This is a genomic window from Hahella sp. HN01 (assembly GCF_018986435.1).
In the GTDB taxonomy this organism is placed as follows: Bacteria; Pseudomonadota; Gammaproteobacteria; order Pseudomonadales; family Oleiphilaceae; genus Hahella.
Genome location: NZ_JAHMIN010000014.1, coordinates 98,901 through 117,269, shown reverse-complemented (window position 1 = coordinate 117,269; position 18,369 = coordinate 98,901). Strand labels below are relative to the sequence as shown.

Genomic DNA, 18,369 nt, shown 5'->3' with positions numbered 1-18,369 from the left:
ACAGACATAATGACAACACAAAATACAAACACGGCGGGTGCGGGCAAATGGCGTTTCTGGGTGGACCGGGGCGGCACGTTTACAGATATTGTGGCGCGGAATCCGACGGGAGAATTGATCACCCATAAACTGCTTTCCGAGAACCCGGCGCAATACCCTGATGCGGTGCTGGAAGGCGTGCGCGTACTCATGGGTGTTCCTCGCGGCGCGCAGGTTCCTGAGCAGGATATCGAAGAAATCAAAATGGGCACCACGGTGGCCACCAATGCCTTGCTGGAGCACAAAGGCGAACCTGCCTTGCTGGTGGTGAGCAAAGGCTTCGCCGATGTTCTGCGCATCGGGTATCAGACGCGCCCGGACCTGTTCGCCCTGGATATTCGTTTGCCGGACATGATCTACGCCGAAGTGGCGGAAGTGAACGAACGCATCAATGCGCAAGGCGAAGTGCTGACGCCGCTTGACCTGGCGGGCGCGGAAAAATCGTTGCGCGCAGCCTACGAACGTGGCCTGCGCTCTTGCGCTATCGTGTTCATGCACAGTTACGCGTTCCGTGATCATGAAAGCAAAGTCGCGCAACTGGCGCGGGATATCGGTTTCACCCAGGTGTCGGTGAGCAGTGAATTAAGCCCGCTGATGAAAATCGTCAGCCGGGGAGACACCACGGTGGTGGATGCGTACCTGTCGCCAATTCTCAAACGTTACGTCAATCAGGTGTCCGGCCAACTGGGCTCTATGGCCAGCGAGCCGGGACGGCTGATGTTCATGCAGTCCAACGGTGGTTTGACCGACGCCCGCGTATTCAACGGCAAAGACGCTATCTTGTCCGGCCCCGCCGGCGGTGTGGTGGGAATGGTGAAAACCGCCGAAGCGGCGGGGTTTGAGCAGTTGATCGGTTTCGACATGGGCGGCACGTCCACGGATGTGTGCCATTATCGCGGCGAGTATGAACGCAGCTTCGAAACGGAAGTGGCCGGGTTCCGTCTGCAAACGCCGATGATGTCAATTCATACGGTGGCGGCGGGCGGCGGCTCGGTGCTTAAGTTTGATGGCTCGCGCTATCGCGTGGGACCGGAATCCGCCGGCGCTTATCCGGGACCGGCCTGTTATCGCAATGGCGGCCCTCTGACGGTAACCGACTGCAACGTCATGCTGGGCAAACTGCAGGCGGATTATTTCCCGAAAGTGTTTGGACCTGAAGCGAATCAGTCCCTGGACGCAGAGTGCGTGCGGGAAAAATTTTCCGCACTGGCCCAGCAGATCCAGGAACAGACGGGCGACAACCGTACGCCGGAACAGGTGGCGGAAGGCTTCCTGGCGATTGCGGTGGATAACATGGCCCACGCCATCAAGCATATTTCCACTCAGCGCGGCTACGATGTGCAGGACTACACCCTCTGCTGCTTTGGCGGCGCTGGCGGTCAGCATGCCTGTCTGGTGGCGGATGCTTTGGGAATGAAACGAGTATTCCTGCATCCCTACGCTGGCGTGTTATCCGCCTTTGGCATGGGACTGGCGGACGTGCGGGAAATAGCGGAAACCACAGTAGAGAAACCTCTGTCTGACGCGTTGATTGCGGAGCTGACTCCCCTGGTCGAGCGCATGACTCAGGACGCCGCCACCAAACTGACGGAACAGCGGGTCCCGGCGGCGCGCATCGAGTCCTCCGCGCGACTGCATATTAAGTATCAAGGTTCCGACACCTCCATTCTGGTGGCGCTGGACGCAATGGATGCCGTGCGTCAGGCGTTTTCTATCGAGCATGAAAAGCGCTTCGGGTTTGTCGTCGCCGATAAAACGCTCATGGTGGAGGCGGTGCAAGTGGAAGTCTCCGGTCGCGGCGATGCGCAAGTGGCGGCGAACGCGCCTTGTCAGGGCGGTGAGCTGACTCCGGATAAAGTACTGCCGCTGACGACGGGCGGCGAGCAGTATCAGGCGCCTTTCTATGTGCGTGAGAATATTCCCCAGGGACGCGCCATTGATGGTCCTGCGGTGATTGTGGAGAAAATCGGTGCGATCGTGGTGGAGCCGGGCTGGCGTGCGCAACTGACGGATCGCAATGACGTGGTGCTGGAGCGCGTCGCCGCGCGTCCGCAGCGTCATTCCATAGGCACTGACGCCGATCCGGTGATGCTGGAGATTTTCAATAACCTGTACATGTTCATCGCCGAGCAGATGGGACTGGTGCTGCAAAACACTGCAGTGTCGGTGAACATCAAAGAGCGACTGGATTTTTCCTGTGCGATTTTTGATGCAGAGGGCGAGCTGGTGGCCAACGCGCCGCACATGCCGGTGCACCTTGGCTCCATGAGTCACAGCATCAAGACGGTGATGGAGCGCAATGCTGGAACCATGCGCCCCGGCGACGTGTTCATGCTGAATGATCCCTATAACGGCGGCACTCACTTGCCTGATATCACCGTGATCAAGCCTGTGTTCGACAGCGCAGGGGAAAACATCTGCTTTTATGTGGCGTCGCGAGGACATCATGCGGATGTGGGCGGCGTAGCGCCGGGCTCCATGCCGTCGGATTCCAGTCATATAGATGAAGAAGGCATTCTGCTGGATAACGTCAAACTGGTGGATGCGGGCGTCTTCCAGGAGAAAATGACTCGGGAGCTCTTCCTGTCCGGTCCTCATCCGGCGCGCAATATCGAGTTCACTATCGCAGATCTGCGCGCCCAGGTGGCGGCCTGCGAGGCGGGGGTGCAGGCGCTGCAGAAAGTCGTGTCCCAGTACGGCCTGGAAGTGGTGCAGGCTTACATGAAGCATGTGCAGGAAAATGCGGAAGAGTGCGTGCGTCGGGTCATCGACGTGCTGTCTGATGGCGAATTCGAGTACGCCATGGACGACGGCCATAAAGTTCAGGTGAAGATTCAAGTGGATCGCAACCAGCGCACGGCGACGGTGGACTTCACCGGCTCCAGCCCGCAGCATCCGCGCAATTACAATGCGCCGCTGGCGGTGGTGCATGCGGCGGTGCTGTATGTGTTCCGCTGTCTCGTCAATGACCAGATTCCCCTCAACGGAGGCTGCCTGCGGCCATTGCAGATCATTGTTCCAGAAGGCTCCATGCTGAACCCTTGTTATCCCGCAGCCGTCGTGGCGGGCAATGTAGAGGTTTCCCAGCTGGTGGTGGACGCGCTGTTTGGCGCTTTGGGCGTGAAAGGCGCAGCCCAGGGCACGATGAACAACCTGACCTGGGGCGATGATGAGTTCCAGTATTACGAAACCATCTGCGGCGGCGACGGCGCTACGGCCAACGCTGACGGCGCCGGGCCGGTGCATACGCACATGACTAACTCGCGTCTGACCGACCCGGAAGTGCTGGAGTGGCGTTTCCCGGTATTGCTGGAGGCGTTCAAGGTGCGGCGCGGATCTGGCGGCGATGGCCAGCATCGCGGCGGCGACGGCGTATGTCGCAGTCTGCGATTCCTCAAGCCCATGCAGGTGAGCATTCTGTCCAACCGGCGGGAAGTGGCGCCTTATGGCGCATCCGGCGGCAAGCCTGGGCAAGTGGGCGTGAACCGGGTGATTCGCCGCGCTGGCGACGTCCAGTCTCTGGGCGCCCAGGTCAGCCTGCAACTGGAAGCGGGGGACCGCCTGCAGATCGAAACCCCCGGCGGCGGCGGTTTCGGCGAGTCGCAAAAGGATTAGACAACGCCTGAGGGAGCGGCTTTCGGCGGCGGGATTAGACATTGCCCGGCGCCGAAAGTATGCTCTGCCCACATTGGCGCGACCAAGAAGGAAACAACACACACCATGACAAAATCAAGAATCGTCTCCTCCAGCCACCTGCTTAATGAGCGCAGCGTTGAGCTCAGCGAGTTCGAGTACGCATTGATAATGGCTGAAAACACATTCCAGCGTTGGTTGGTGCACTGCATGTCCGCGGCGGGCAATAAAGAGCTCAGCACCATCGATATACTGGTGCTGCATAACGTGTATCACCGCGAGCGCCCCAAGCGCATCGCCGACATCTGTTTCATTCTGCATATCGACGACACCCACACCGTGTCTTACTCCCTGCGCAAGCTGGCGAAAATGGGCTTGGTGACCAGTGAGAAAGTCGGCAAGGAAACCTTCTATTCCGCCACGGAAAGCGGCGCGGAACTCTGTCTCAAGTACCGGGAAGTGCGCAATGACTGCCTGGTGGACACACTGCTCACCACCGGCATCAGCAATGAGGAAATCGGCGAAGTCGCGCGAGTATTGCGCACCCTGACTGGCGTCTACGATCAGGCCGCGAGAGCCGCCGCTTCCCTATAACGATTGGGGGGAATCGCGAACTGCGACAAAGCGGTCGTTTTCATCCAGAGTCTTTGGGTATGATGCCTGACTGGCAGTGTCAATCGGAGAAGGATGATTCAGATGAAGTGCGTCGCCATCAGCGATACCCATGGCATGTATGACAAGATCGACATTCCCGATGGGGATGTGTTGATTCATGCAGGAGATATATTCGGGCAGGGCAAATTAAGGGAAGTGGCGGCGTTCAACGCTTTTCTCGGCGCCTTGCCCCATCGGGTGAAGATCGTCATTGCAGGCAATCATGACTGGTGCTTCGCGCGGGAAGAAGAAGCCTGTCGCGTCTTGTTGACCAATGCGGTGTATTTGCAGGACGAGGCGGTCACCATTGATGGCGTCAAGTTTTATGGGGCTCCCTGGCAGCCCTTTTTCCATAACTGGGCGTTTAATCTGCAACGGGGGCGGGAATTAAAAGCCAAGTGGGATCTGATAGACGCAGATACCGATGTGTTGATTACCCACGGCCCGGCCTTCGGCGTTCATGATCAGACCGTCGGCGGCCTGAGCGTGGGCTGCGAGGAACTGGCCCACGCCATCACGCGCATTCGCCCCCGCTTCCACGTATGCGGACACATCCATGAAAGCTATGGCGTCGTTGAAAAAGGCGGCTGCACCTATATCAACGCCAGCATCGCCAACCACCGCTTTCAACCGGAGAATGCGCCGGTGGTCTTCGAGGTTTAGTCCCCCAAATCCCTTAACAGCGCATCCAGAGTGGCGCGGCCGCGCGCCTGATTGCGCTCTTCATTTCGTTGGCCCAGACCTTCCCACACCAGATCCTCTTGCGGCATTTCGTCGAGGAAGCGGCTGGGAATGGTCTCTATCTTCTCGCCGAACTGCTTGCGTTCGGAGCAGAAAGTCAGACATAGGCTGCGTTGGGCGCGGGTGATGCCTACGTACATCAGGCGGCGTTCTTCCTCGATCTGGTTGGTCTCGATACTGTTGCGGTGAGGCAGGATGTCTTCCTCCAGTCCCATAATGAAGACATGGGGGAACTCCAGACCTTTGGACGCATGCAGGGTCAGCAAATGGACCTTGTCCTCGTCCTCTTCTTCCTTCTGCTGATCCATGATGTCACGCAACAGCAGCTTGCCGATGGCGTCCTTGAGCGTCATCTGCTCTTCCGCCGCGGCGTCGTACTCCAGCATGCGCGCTACTTGATCCAGCAATATCCATACGTTGGCCATGCGCCGCTCCGCCTGTTGCGGCGAGGTGCTGTTCTGCAGCAGCCACTCTTCGTAATCGATGCGAGTAAAAAGCTGTTTCAGCACGGGGACGGCGTCGTGCTCCTCTTCGCACTTCTGACCGGTGTGCAGAATGATCTCTGAGAACTCGCGCAGGTGATCCAGCGTTTTGCCGGTCAGCACGCTCTCCAATCCGAACTCGGAGATAGCGGAAAACAGACTGATCTTGCGGGATTCCGCATAAGCAGACAGTTTTTCCAGGGTCACTGGTCCAATTTCCCGTCGCGGTACGTTGACCACCCGCAGGAAAGCGGCGTCGTCATCCGGGTTGGCCAGCAGACGCAGGTAAGACATGGCGTCCTTGATCTCGTTGCGGGAGAAAAAGGAGGTTCCGCCGCTGATGCGGTAGGGAATCTGGTACGCCTGCAGTTTGAGCTCCAGCAGACGGGACTGGTGATTGCCTCGATACAGTACGGAGAAATCCTTGAATTGAGCCCGCTTTTTCAGACGCATATCAATGATTTCCGAGGCGATGCGCTCCGCTTCCGCTTCTTCGTTGCGCACCCTGATGATGCGGATTTCATCCCCCATGCCCAACTGGCTCCACAGCGCTTTTTCGTAAACGTGAGGATTATTGGCGATAAGGACGTTGGCGGCTTTCAAAATCCGCGCGGTAGAGCGGTAGTTCTGTTCCAGCTTGACCAGCTTCAGAGTGGGGAAGTCCTTTTGCAGACGCGCCAGATTCTCCGGCCGGGCGCCGCGCCAGGCGTAAATAGACTGGTCGTCGTCGCCCACCACCGTGAAAGCCTGTCGCCCCGCCACCAGTTGCTGCACCAGCTCGTACTGGCTGAGGTTGGTGTCCTGATATTCGTCCACCAGCAGATAGCGGATGCGCAGGCGCCACGCGGAGAGAATTTCCGGATGATTGCGAAACAACATCACCGGCATCAGGATGAGGTCGTCGAAGTCCACCGCATTGTAAGCGCGCAGATAATGGTCGTAACGCTCGTACAGGCGCGCGGCGGTGAGATCTTCAGCGGTAATCGCCTGCTTGATCGCCTGCGCCGGCGTCAGCATGTCGTTTTTCCAGTTGGAGAAGTGCGCCTGCAACTGGTCGACATCCTCTTCCGCCTCATCGAACTCTTTGAACAGCAAGTCTTTGATGATGGCTTTACAGTCCTGCTGATCAAAAATGGAGAAGCCGGGCTTTAGTCCCACGGCTTTGTGCTCCAGGCGAATGATGTTCATTCCCAAGTTGTGGAAGGTGGAGACCGTTAGCCCCCGGGCGGCGGGCCCCGAGACCAGCGCGCTGACCCGCTCTTTCATTTCCCGCGCGGCTTTGTTGGTGAACGTCACCGCAGCAATATGCTTGGCTTTGACGCCGCATTCTTCGATCAGATAGGCGATTTTTCGTGTAATTACGCTGGTTTTGCCGCTGCCTGCGCCGGCGAGCACCAGTAGGGGGCCGTCGATGTATTTGACGGCTTCACGTTGACGGGGGTTGAGTTGCGACACGGTCTGCTCATGGCTGGAAAAAACTGGGCGGCATTTTATCAGACATTCACGGCGCGGTTGATAACGAATGCTTATAACGGGGAGGCGCGCCCGCACAATAATTTCCGAGGCCGACAGGAAAAATTAACGAAAATGGTCTAAATGTTAAGTGTTGTCTCTGAAATTCTAACAATCTATATAAGCTGCAATAACGCCATGGCTAAATAGCCGTAGAAGATGGCGTTAGATGCAAACGTTAACCGCCGCCATGAATTAGTTTTGTCACCACACTGCGTTAAATCGCGGTCGAGGGGATGTACTGCATGAGCGAGCATGTCGGGCAATCTCTTATGAATCCGGATCAATCTGGCGTTCGGGCTGTCTCCTGCACTGAAGACAATGTGGATGTGCTGGCGGTGGTGAAGTCGCATTGCGACTTTCTCTGGCTGCAACACCTGACCGCCGCTGAGTCGGATATTCAACTGCACTGGTGCAACAGCATTCCCATGGCTATGGATATATTGCGTAAACGCAAGTTTGACATGGTGTTGTGGGAGGAAAACCAGTTTGACGGCGACAAAGACAGTTTTCTGCGCATTCTTTCCCACCATGCCGACGCCCCGGTGGTGGCGCTGGGGCCTTTCGCCGAGGAGCGCCACGCTCGCGGCCTGATTCTGGCGGGGGCAGCGGATTACCTGTGCAAATCCTCCCTGGATGCGTCATTGCTGGTGCGGGCTCTGCGTAGAGCCTGGTATCGCGAGCTGTTCCGACTGGATTTTGAGATGCGGGAGCAACTGGACAGCCTGACCGGCATCCTGGATCGGGCCCGGTTTTACGATCGCCTGCATCAGGCGATTCTGCGCGCGGAACGGGTCAAGCATCGGGTCGGCCTGATCTTCGTGAATGTGGATGAGTTCCGTACGGTGAATCAGACTCTGGGATATCGGGCGGGAGACATCCTCATCAAAATGATGGCGGCGCGCCTGCGTCAGGTATTGCGGCGTTCGGATTGTCTGGCCCGGGTTGGGGGCGACGAGTTTGCCGTGATCCTTGAAGATGGCCAGGAAAGCTTCAGCCTGATCAATGTGGCCAAGAAAATGGCCAAAGTGTTCGAGCAGGCCTTTGTGGTGAATCAGCACCCGGTGAATTTGACCGCCTCCATGGGCATGGCGGTGTTCCCGGAGTCCGGAGACAGCGCGGACTTGCTATTGCGTCGCGCCAATCAGGCGATGTTCGACGCCAAGAAAGAGCATGGCGTCAGTTACCGCTTCTTTAATGACCGCATGAATCGCGAACTGGATATGCGCCTGGAGCTGGAGACTGAATTTCGCCAGGCGCTGCGGGGCGATAAGCTGGACCTCTATTACCAGCCCAAGATCGAAGTGCGCAGTGGCGAGGTGGTGGGCATGGAGGCGCTGGTGCGCTGGCCCCATCCGCGACTGGGCGTATTGACCCCGGCGGCCTTTATCGCCGCGGCGGAGCGCAGCAGCCTGATTATTCCTATGGGATATTGGGTGCTGGAGCGCGCCTGCCGGGATCTCAACATGTTGCAGACCATGGGCTATGACGACTTGGTCTGTGCGGTGAACCTGTCATTTCGCCAGTTTTTCGATCGGCGTTTATCGGAAACGGTATTTCGCATCATCTATAACGCCAATATCGACACCACCAAGTTCGAGTTTGAGCTGACTGAGTCCGCCATGATGTTTGATCGGGATTACACGCTCAAATGCCTGAAAGAACTGACTCATCTGGGCCTGCATTTCGCGCTGGATGACTTCGGAACGGGATATTCCTCGTTTACCAACTTGCGCAACCTGCCTATCTCCACCGTGAAGATAGATAAGTCCTTTATCGAAAACGTCTGCACGATCGCCGAAGACGCCACGCTGGTCAGTGGGATGATCTCGCTGGCCCATAGCCTCTCCATGACCGTTGTCGCCGAGGGCGTAGAGAAGCCAGAGCAGTTGGAGTTTCTGCGTCAGCACAATTGCGATCAGGCCCAGGGCTATTGGTTCGCGCGACCGCTGCCTTTCAATGAATTCTGCGACTTTCTACAGGTGGCCGGCGACCTGCGCCGCCTGCGCAAGCAGTAATGAGTAAGGGCGGGTCTTTCCAAACCGCATTCCCCCTGTCTATTTTGGCTCTTCTTGTTTGAGGCCTGATCTATATAATGGGACGCCCGGAATATAAGACCGTCGGCCCTTTCCCCTGTGTCGAAGGCGTCGCCCAAGGCCTGTTGTAACTGCAATGACCTTTGATTGATAAGGAATTTATTGAGTGAAAGGACGGGGCTGCGCAAAACTTCGACACCAACAGGCAATAGGGGAGCGAGCTGGCGAAATTCAGCAGATATTATGCAAAGAACTGAGTAAACAGGTTTTTAATGGAAAAGATTTATCGCGTTATCGCCCAAGAACTCAACGCCAAAACCGAACAGGTTGCGGCGGCCGTCACGTTGCTAGATGAAGGGGCCACCGTTCCATTTATCTCCCGCTATCGTAAGGAAGTCACTGGCGGTCTTGATGACACCCAGATGCGTCACTTGGAAGATCGCTTACGCTACCTGCGTGAAATGGAAGATCGGCGGCAGACCATCCTGAGCAGCATTGAGGAACAGGGCAAACTCTCCGACGAGTTGCGCGCGCAAATCATCGATGCGGACACCAAGAACCGCCTGGAGGATTTGTATCTCCCATATAAACCGAAACGCCGCACCAAGGCGCAGATCGCCAAGGAGGCTGGATTAGAGCCTCTGGCGGAGCAGTTGCTGGCTGATCCCTACCTGGTTCCTGAAACTCTGGCGGAAGGCTTTGTCGATGCGGACAAAGGCGTCGCCGATGTTAAAGCCGCATTGGAAGGCGCGCGTTACATCCTGATGGAGCGCTTTGCGGAAGACGCCGAATTGATCGGCCGTCTGCGCGAACACCTCTGGGGACAGGGCGTGCTGAAAGTGGCCGTCGTTGAGGGCAAAGAACAGGACGGCGCCAAATTCCGCGATTACTTCGAACACCAGGAGCCGCTGAAAGGCGTTCCCTCCCATCGCGCGCTGGCCGTTTTCCGTGGCCGCAATGAAGGCGTGCTGAGCTTCCAGATCGTGTTGCCGGACGAACCAGAATCGCGGCTGGAGCCGCATCCCTGTGAAAACATCGTCGCCGCGCACTGGCGCATCAGTGACAAAGGCCGCGCCGCCGACGGCTGGTTAAAAGACGTGGTGCGCTGGACTTGGCGCGTCAAGCTGCTGACGCAGTTGGAGACGGACTTGATGGGCAGAATTCGCGAGCGTGCGGAAGAAGAGGCCATCAACGTATTTGGCAGCAACCTCAAGGATCTGCTGCTAGCGGCGCCGGCGGGCGCCAAGGCCACCATGGGACTGGACCCCGGTCTGCGCACCGGCGTCAAAGTGGCGGTGATCGACGCCACGGGCAAGTTTGTCGATCACGCGACGATCTATCCCCATGCGCCGAAAAATCAGTGGTCGCAATCCATCGCGCAATTGGCGGCTCTGTGCGCCAAGCATAAAGTAGAGCTGGTCAGTATCGGCAACGGTACGGCTTCCAGAGAAACCGACAAGCTGGTCGCCGATCTGATCAAGCAGTTCCCGCAATTGAAGCTGACCAAAATTATGGTCAATGAATCCGGCGCTTCTATTTATTCCGCTTCGGAATACGCCGCGAAAGAATTCCCGGACTTGGACGTCACCATCCGTGGCGCGGTGTCTATCGCGCGCCGCTTGCAGGACCCGCTGGCCGAACTGGTGAAAATCGATCCCAAATCCATCGGCGTGGGCCAATATCAGCATGACGTCAGCCAGACTCAGCTGGCGCGTACGCTGGATGCGGTGGTGGAGGACTGTGTTAACGCGGTGGGCGTGGACGTCAATACCGCTTCTGCGCCTTTGTTGGCGCGAGTGGCGGGTCTGAATCAGACGCTGGCGGGCAACATTGTGGCTTATCGCGACGCCAAGGGCGCGTTTCTGAATCGTCAGCAACTGCTCAAAGTACCCCGCTTGGGAGACAAGACCTACGAACAGGCCGCCGGATTCCTGCGCATTATGAACGGCGACAACCCGCTGGACGCCTCGGCAGTGCACCCGGAAGCCTATGTCGTAGTAAATAAAATCGCAGAAAAAAATGCCCGGGACTTGCGATCCCTGGTTGGCGACACCACATTCTTACGCAGCCTGAAAGCGAATGATTACGTGGATGAACATTTTGGCGTTCCCACTGTCAAAGATATTCTGGCCGAGCTGGATAAACCGGGCCGCGATCCGCGCCCTGAATTCAAGTTCGCGCAATACCAGGAAGGTGTTGAGGACATTAAGGACCTTAAGCCCGGAATGGTGCTGGAAGGCGCTGTCACCAACGTGACCAATTTCGGCGCGTTTGTGGATATCGGCGTGCATCAGGATGGCTTGGTGCATATCTCCGCTCTGTCGCACAAGTTTGTCAAAGACCCCAGGGAAGTGGTCAAAGCGGGCGACATAGTGAAGGTGAAGGTGATTGAAGTGGACGCGGCGCGTAAGCGTATTGCTTTAACCATGCGTCTGGACGATGAAGTGCAAAGCGGCGCCAGCGCAGGCGCTCGCGACGCCGGGCGGCAGCCTCAAAAACAAAAGAGGAATGCCGGTAACGAATCCGCTGCGGGAGGCATGGGCTCGTTCGGCGCCTTGTTGTTGAAAGCGCAGAAGCAGCAACCAGGAAAGAAAGGCTAGTATTTAAATATAACTGCCGTGATTCCAGGGACGGTCGCATCTGCGGGGATTTTTGCGCGCTCTCTGCGGGTTCCGCCGGGAGCGGCGCGGCGGCGAAGGCGGGGAGAGTGTTCTCTCCTCCAATATTAGTTCCTGGAGCAAGGAATCGTGCATGAGTGAGAAGTTAGCGGCGCGACTGGAAAAGTTGAGACGTCGTCACCCCCAAGCGCTGGCGGATATCTATCGCGGAATAGAAAAGGAAGGTCTGCGCGTCGACAGCAAGGGCTTCATCGCCCAGTCCGACCATCCGCAGGCGTTGGGCTCCGCATTGACCCACCCGAACATCACCACGGATTATTCCGAAGCGCTGCTGGAGTTGATTACACCAGTGACCCGCGAGGTGGATGAACTGCTGACCTCTCTGCAGGAAATACATCAGTTCGTACACGCCAATCTGCCTGCGGGCGAATCCTTGTGGGCGGGCAGTATGCCCAGCCTTCTGGACGGGGATGAAAGCATCCGTATTGCGGAATACGGCGAATCCAATCTGGGCAAAATCAAGCACGTCTACCGACGTGGGCTGGCCTATCGTTACGGCCGCATTATGCAGAGCATCGCCGGCGTGCATTTCAATTTCTCTCTGGGAGATGATTTCTGGCGCGCTTACCAGGAAGTCCTGGCGCAAAGCGCGCCGCTGCAGGAATTCAAATCAGAGAGCTATTTCTCATTGATTCGCAATTTCCGCCGTTGGTCCTGGCTATTGATGTATCTGTTCGGCGCCTCGCCGGCGTTGGACCGCAGTTTCCTGAGCGGTCGCGATCATAAGCTCGATCAGTTCGGGACGGATACTCTGGGTCTGCCTCATGCGACCTCTTTGCGGATGAGTGATTTGGGGTATCAGAATAATGCGCAGTCGTCGCTGAAGATCTGTTTTAATCACCTCAACACTTACGTCAAAACCTTGTATGACGCCACGCACACGCCGTTCCCCCGGTATGAGGCGATTGGCTTGCAGCGGGATGGCGAATACATTCAGCTCAACGCCAACCTGTTGCAGATCGAAAACGAGTACTACAACACGATTCGGCCCAAGCGCGTGGCTCAGAGCGGCGAGAAACCGATTCAGGCGCTCAAGCGTCGCGGGATCGAATACATTGAAGTGCGCTGCCTTGATCTGGACCCGTTCTCGCCTATCGGCGTGAGCGAGTCGCAAATCCGCTTCCTGGACGCTTTCCTGTTGACCTGTCTGCTGTCTGACAGCGCCAAAATCGTGGATGAAGAATGCTCGATCATTGAAGAAAACTTCCTGACTGCGGTTTCCCGCGGACGCGATGCGGACGTTGAACTGGTGCGTTTGCAGCAGAGTGATTACGTTCAGGGCGGGCTCCAGGAATGGGCGTTGCGTATTCTGGAGCAGGTTGAGTTATGCGCCAGAGAGCTGGACGCCATCAAAGGCGGCGATAGCTACGCCGCGGCCATACGGGACGCCAGGGCGAAAGTGAATGACCCCAGCCTGACCCCATCTGCGCGCACCTATGCGGCAGTGTCCAACGGTCAGGGCTACGTTGACTGGACCCTGGCGATGTCGCAAGCGCATCATCAGACATTGACCGCAAATCCGTTGTCTCCGGAGCGTATGCAGCACTATGTTCGCGCCGGTGAGCAATCCTGGGCTGATGAAAGAGCGCTGCGGGAAGCGGACAATCTGCCTTTCGACGCCTATTTGAAACAGTATCTGACCTACGTTTAACCAGATCTGATCTACTTCAAGCAGGCCGGGACCGTGCAGGTCCCGGCCTGATTAATCTCTCCAGGCCCGCGCTTCCTGCTTGCCCTCACTGAAATTGTCCGACCAGATATCGCGTCAACCAGCGCACAATTCCGCGCCATTCACCTTGTTCTACTCCTTTTGGCGTGCTACTTTTTGCCTGCTGTAACATAAGTTTACAATTTGCTACACTTTTTAGGCATCAGAAGCTTTTTGTTATTGGTGTGTTGGATTATTGTTGTAATGCGACTAAGCCTATTGGCCTAATCCTGAGTCGCGAAGTAGCCAATGAATAAGCTCGCAGCCTGCTGTGGGAATAACTCGATGAGTCATCCACGACACTGGCGGCGATATAACGATAAAAGCAAATCTGAACCATCAACTTAATTTGGCATGCGAATTGGGAGGCCGGTATGGCCGCAGATCTATCTCTGAATTGGAATCTGGAAACGCTTAACAAGGCTTATCAGCAAGGATACATGGCGGGCGTCTTGGGTATGGAGCGGGTGAAATGCCCGTACCGTGGTGAAGTCGTGATCGCAGCCTGGGAAGCGGGCTGGGAAGACGGCGCCCAAGCCGGTGATAAGAAAGGGAAGGCTAGAACGGCCTGAACCTGTCGATCCGAAGGGTTGCGCCGACGTTGCTAGTGATGGCGACGTCGGAGTCCGGTGTTGAAGCGGTCAGCGTTGCACTACGAAGTTGGTGAACAGCAGGTCCTCTACCATTTTGCCTCCGGACTCTTCCTGCAGAAAATCCTGCAGCGATTGTAGCGCTTCGGCTCGCAACTGTTCCCGGCCATCATTCGAGCCCATCACCTTTTCCGTTTGACGACTGAACATCAATACCAGCAGGTTGCGTAGCGCTGGCATGTGGTGTTCCACCGCCGCCGCCGCTGTACGAGTGTTGACCCGTACGGACACGTCTATTTTCGCGAATTTGAGCTTACTGCTGGGACCGTCGTAATTAAGCACGAACGACGGGCTCAGATCGATATATTGCACCAGGTCATCCTGACCTTCCGCGTACGCGCCGGACGCCGTCGCCAGGGCGATGATCGCCAGCAGAGCAAGCAGACGGAAATCGCGCAGAAACGCGTGCTTAAGTACCATGGAAGGCGTCCTCTTGATTAAACTTTGGTTATTTCGAGCCTAGACAAGGCCTTGGAGAGCGTCAAATGGTTTTCGCGTCTTGCAAGCAAAGTTTATTCTCAGCAAAATCGAAAGCCGTTTTGACAAGCTACCCTACCGGGAGAACAGGAGATCTCATGCCCGCATGGCTCACTAACCGAACGATTTACTTCCTGTGTTTTCTGGCGATCGCCGGATTAATGGGATTCGCTTTTTACCTGCAGTACGTGGAAGATCTCGAGCCTTGTCCATTGTGTATGGCGCAGCGCATCGCGTTTGTGCTGGCGGGATTGGTGTTTTTAGCGGCGGCGCTGCATAACCCGAAAAATATGGGGATCACGGTTTACACGCTGCTGGGCTGGGTGACGACGTTGGGCGGCGCTGCGCTGGCGACGCGTCAGTTATGGCTGCAGAGTCTGCCGGCGGATCAGGTGCCTGCTTGCGGGCCCGGTTTAGAGTATATGTTGCAGGCTTTTCCGTTCTCGGAAGTATTGACGATGATGCTGACCGGCACTGGCGAATGCGCTGAGGTGCAGTGGACGTTTTTGGGCTTGAGCATTCCCGGTTGGACGCTGATCGCCTTCATCGGTTTTACCGCCGCCTGGGCCTTTACCTGGGTGCGCAGGGCGCGCTGATTGCGGTTTGGTAAAACATTGAAAAAGGAATTCGGTACGCTTGTTTAGCAAACGAGTGATCGCGTATAGTTGGAAGCCACTATTAAAAATACTTATAACACTAACGGCTAGCACAGATAGATAGAGATAAGGGTGAGGTCATGCTGGAAAATTGCCAAAACGCCAAAGAGCGATGGGGTGGCGTCAGTGAAATAATCGACCGCTGGCTTAAGGAAAGGCAAGACCTGATCGTGCGTTATTGCGATCTGGTCGGCAAGAGCAAGTTTGACGATGTGGAATCGGCGGTTAAGAACTTTAAGACGTTCTGTCAGGTGCTGTTGGACTATGTTTCCGCAGGCCACTTTGAGGTGTACGAGCAATTAATTGAAGAAGCCCGCGAGTTTAACGACGGCGGTATGGAGCTGGTGAAGGAACTGTTTCCGAAGATTCAGTCCACCACTGAAGCGGCGCTGGACTATAACGACCGGTTTGATAAGACGCCGGAAGAATTGTCCGAGCTGAATGCGCTGTTGCCTGAGCTCTCCAAACTGGGCGAACGCCTGGAAGAGCGCTTCGAACTGGAAGATATGCTGATCGAAAAGCTGCATAACGCGCACGCTGATCAAGTCGCCTGATCCGGGCCAAGTCATGAAAGCCGGTCGCCACAGGCGGTCGGCTTGTTCTAACCTGTTAATTTTCCACAAATAATTTTGCCTATCTCATAAGGTTGTCTAAACTTCCTTAATCAACCTTGAATTCAGTCTCGACCATCTGACTCAGTATGCGCGTCCCAAGGACTTACCTGTGGAAATCCCTGTCGCTGATTTTATCAGTCTGTTCGCTGCTTTCCGGCTGTGGCGGCAAAGGGCCTGAAAGTTCACTGAAGGTGGCGCAACAAGGGCTGCTCAGCGCTGGACTCTCGGCTGACGCAGGCTATGCGCTGATCGGTTCGGTGCAGCATGGCGGCAGTTTGTGGGTATTGGGCAAGAATGAACGGCTCTACAACTGGAATCATAAATCCGGAGAATTCAGCACCATCCGTGCGGTGGCGATGGCGGACGACGCCAAGCTGGCGATTACTGCTGTGGATGCGGACCTGGTGGTATGGAATGTGTCAGACGGCCACTCGCTCAATTTCTGGCGCGCGTCGGATAAAATTTCCAACATCGCCATCGGCCCGAATGATAAATACGCGCTACTCGGCATGCGCAGCAATCAAGCAGTGTATTTTGACCTGCAAAAAGGCCAGTCCCGCTATGAGTTTCCCCACAAAGCGGAAGTGACGTCAGTGGATATATCCGGCGACAACCGCTGGGCGATTACAGGGTCGGATGACCAGAGCGCGCGTTTATGGCGATTGGACACTGGCGCGTTGGTGCATACCTTTTCTCACTCCAATCAGGTAAAGACTGTCGCGCTTTCCAATGACGGCGCTTTAGCGTTTTCCGCTGCGCAGAGAGAGGACGCTGTTATCTGGGACGCCATCAGCGGCGACGCCAAAGCCAAACTGTCCTACCGCTATGAGAACTTCACCAGCGCTAGATTTTCCGCGGACGGACGTCGCTTGTTGCTGGGAACCTTTCGTGGCGACATCTATCTCGTAGACGCCGTGAACGGCAATGAAATCGGATACTGGTCCGCTAAAGCCCGACGCATTTGGGGCCCCGCCAGTAGCGGGGCGGTGTTGGACATGGCGTTCGCCGCTAACGGAGAGGTGATCGCCATAACGTCCGACGGCATGCTGGAGCGGTTTAAGCTCTAGGCGGATTACCTCACAAGGATAGATTGAACGCCCTTTACCACATCCTCCGGCTCAGCCCGCTTGGGAATCTCGATACCCTTTTGCGCAGCGGGTCGCGCGGCGATTTCCTGCACCCAACGAGTAAGGTGGGGAAAATCAGCGATATCAACGCCAGACCAGTTATGCGTGCGCACCCAGGCCCAGTTGGCGATATCGGCGATGGAGTAGTCGCCCGCCAGAAACTGGTTATCCGCCAAATGCCCATCCAGCACGCCGAAAAGACGCTTTACTTCATTCTGGTAGCGATCAATGGCGGGCTGCAGTTTTTCCGGGAAATAGCGGAAGAATACGTTGGCCTGCCCCATCATGGGGCCAATGCCCCCCATCTGAAACATCAGCCACTGTAGCACCTGAGACCGCTTTTTCGCTTCCGTAGGGTAAAACTTGCCGGACTTTTCGCCCAGATAAACCAGGATGGCGCCGGACTCAAAGACGACAAAGTCATCGTTATCCCGGTCAACGATAGTAGGGATACGCCCGTTGGGATTCAGCTTCAGGTATTCCGGCTGTTTCTGCACGCCGGAGCTCAAATCTATTGCGATCACATTGTAGGGAAGGGCCATCTCTTCCAGGGCGATGCTGATCTTATGCCCGTTGGGTGTGGCGGCGGTATACAGGTCTATCATGAGATTGCTCCTTATGCGCCGCACATGCGGCGACGTTCGCTATTTAAGCTTTGCTGGGCGGCCGCGCCGCGACTGAGTCATACCAGCGTTGCAAATGAGTATGTTCCGGTTGAATCCGCTGCTGAATCACTTTGGCGAAGTCCACCGTGCAGAACGCGCTGATATCGGCGATGCTGAAGTAATCACCGGCCAGGTAGGCGTTATGCTCAAAATGGTTGTTCAACAGATTGAAAAATTTGCCTGACTTTTCGCGACATAGCTCGCCCCACTCGGGAACCTGACGCTTGAGTCCTTTGAAATAATCGGACGTGTTTTGGAAACACATGCCGGTGGGAAACATGAAATAGAAGTCGCAGCGTCTGATCCACATCTCGACAATCGCTTTTTCTTTGGCGTCTCGTCCAAACAGAGGCGGTTCAGGCTGAGTCTCTTCGAAGTAGCGGCAGATGGCGATGGATTCCGACAAATGGGAACCGTCGTCCAGCTCCAGCACCGGAAGCAGTCCCAGGGCATTCTTCTGTTTGAACTCAGGGCTATGCTGTTCTCCTTTCTGAATGTCGACTTCGACATACTCCATCGCAATGTCTTTTTCCGCGAGGAAAATTCTTACTCTGCGAGGATTGGGCGCGATCCGTGCCTGATATATTTTCATTGTTTCGCCTTTTATTTTTGACTGATCGTTTAGAAATATAGATTTTTTCTAAATGTTCAGTCAAGAACTGTTTATAATATAGACGACCTTTGTTCACTAATCTGC

14 protein-coding genes are annotated in these 18,369 nt (G+C 56.0%); 10 read left to right on the top strand and 4 right to left on the bottom strand.

Going from position 1 to position 18,369, the window contains the following annotated elements:
• Nucleotides 1-9: 9 nt before the first annotated feature.
• From KP814_RS15245 to KP814_RS15235, 3 genes are all read left to right on the top strand, one after another.
• Complete coding sequence (locus tag KP814_RS15245) at nt 10-3,654, top strand: hydantoinase B/oxoprolinase family protein (protein ID WP_216737565.1); 3,645 nt, start codon at nt 10-12, stop codon at nt 3,652-3,654.
• Nucleotides 3,655-3,759: 105 nt separating this feature from the next.
• On the top strand, nt 3,760-4,266 hold the full coding sequence (locus KP814_RS15240; RefSeq protein ID WP_011400127.1) for a winged helix DNA-binding protein: 507 nt from the start codon (nt 3,760-3,762) through the stop codon (nt 4,264-4,266).
• Nucleotides 4,267-4,359: 93 nt separating this feature from the next.
• The gene (locus KP814_RS15235) at nt 4,360-4,989 is read left to right on the top strand and encodes a metallophosphatase domain-containing protein (RefSeq protein WP_253938399.1); all 630 of its coding nucleotides are present in this window, start codon (nt 4,360-4,362) and stop codon (nt 4,987-4,989) included.
• On the opposite strand, the gene rep is transcribed toward KP814_RS15235, so the two are convergent.
• Complete coding sequence (rep, locus tag KP814_RS15230; RefSeq protein ID WP_216737564.1) at nt 4,986-7,004, bottom strand: DNA helicase Rep; 2,019 nt, start codon at nt 7,002-7,004, stop codon at nt 4,986-4,988. The genes KP814_RS15235 and rep overlap by 4 nt on opposite strands.
• 302 nt (nt 7,005-7,306) lie before the next feature.
• Between rep and KP814_RS15225 the strand changes: the two genes are divergently transcribed.
• The 4 genes from KP814_RS15225 to rmf all read left to right on the top strand — a co-directional run bounded on the left by KP814_RS15225 (nt 7,307) and on the right by rmf (nt 14,055).
• Nucleotides 7,307-9,079, top strand: a complete 1,773-nt coding sequence (locus KP814_RS15225; protein ID WP_216737563.1) for a bifunctional diguanylate cyclase/phosphodiesterase — start codon at nt 7,307-7,309, stop codon at nt 9,077-9,079.
• Between the two features lie 290 nt (nt 9,080-9,369).
• Nucleotides 9,370-11,697, top strand: a complete 2,328-nt coding sequence (locus KP814_RS15220; protein WP_216737562.1) for a Tex family protein — start codon at nt 9,370-9,372, stop codon at nt 11,695-11,697.
• A gap of 151 nt (nt 11,698-11,848) precedes the next feature.
• Entirely contained in the window at nt 11,849-13,426 is a 1,578-nt protein-coding gene (gene gshA / locus KP814_RS15215) for a glutamate--cysteine ligase (protein WP_216737561.1), read from the top strand.
• A 431-nt stretch (nt 13,427-13,857) separates the two neighbouring features.
• Complete coding sequence (gene rmf, locus KP814_RS15210; protein ID WP_011400118.1) at nt 13,858-14,055, top strand: ribosome modulation factor; 198 nt, start codon at nt 13,858-13,860, stop codon at nt 14,053-14,055.
• A gap of 69 nt (nt 14,056-14,124) precedes the next feature.
• Here the strand turns inward: rmf and KP814_RS15205 are convergent, their stop codons facing one another.
• Nucleotides 14,125-14,553: a flagellar basal body-associated FliL family protein gene (locus KP814_RS15205; RefSeq protein ID WP_216737560.1), complete on the bottom strand. Its 429-nt coding sequence runs from the start codon at nt 14,551-14,553 to the stop codon at nt 14,125-14,127.
• Between the two features lie 155 nt (nt 14,554-14,708).
• Between KP814_RS15205 and KP814_RS15200 the strand changes: the two genes are divergently transcribed.
• The 3 genes from KP814_RS15200 (at nt 14,709) to KP814_RS15190 (ending at nt 16,947) form a co-directional block, all read left to right on the top strand.
• Entirely contained in the window at nt 14,709-15,206 is a 498-nt protein-coding gene (locus KP814_RS15200; RefSeq protein ID WP_216737559.1) for a disulfide bond formation protein B, read from the top strand.
• 140 nt (nt 15,207-15,346) lie between these two features.
• Nucleotides 15,347-15,820 carry a sigma D regulator gene (gene rsd, locus KP814_RS15195; RefSeq protein ID WP_127973859.1) on the top strand — a complete coding sequence of 158 codons (474 nt, stop codon included), beginning with the start codon at nt 15,347-15,349 and terminating at the stop codon, nt 15,818-15,820.
• Between the two features lie 146 nt (nt 15,821-15,966).
• Nucleotides 15,967-16,947, top strand: a complete 981-nt coding sequence (locus KP814_RS15190; RefSeq protein WP_216737558.1) for a WD40 repeat domain-containing protein — start codon at nt 15,967-15,969, stop codon at nt 16,945-16,947.
• A 5-nt stretch (nt 16,948-16,952) separates the two neighbouring features.
• Here KP814_RS15190 and KP814_RS15185 read toward each other — a convergent pair whose 3' ends face one another.
• Together KP814_RS15185 and KP814_RS15180 are read right to left on the bottom strand one after the other, a co-directional pair.
• Complete coding sequence (locus KP814_RS15185; protein ID WP_216737557.1) at nt 16,953-17,612, bottom strand: glutathione S-transferase family protein; 660 nt, start codon at nt 17,610-17,612, stop codon at nt 16,953-16,955.
• 43 nt (nt 17,613-17,655) lie between these two features.
• The gene (locus KP814_RS15180) at nt 17,656-18,264 is read right to left on the bottom strand and encodes a glutathione S-transferase family protein (RefSeq protein WP_216737556.1); all 609 of its coding nucleotides are present in this window, start codon (nt 18,262-18,264) and stop codon (nt 17,656-17,658) included.
• Between the last annotated feature and the right edge of the window lie 105 nt (nt 18,265-18,369).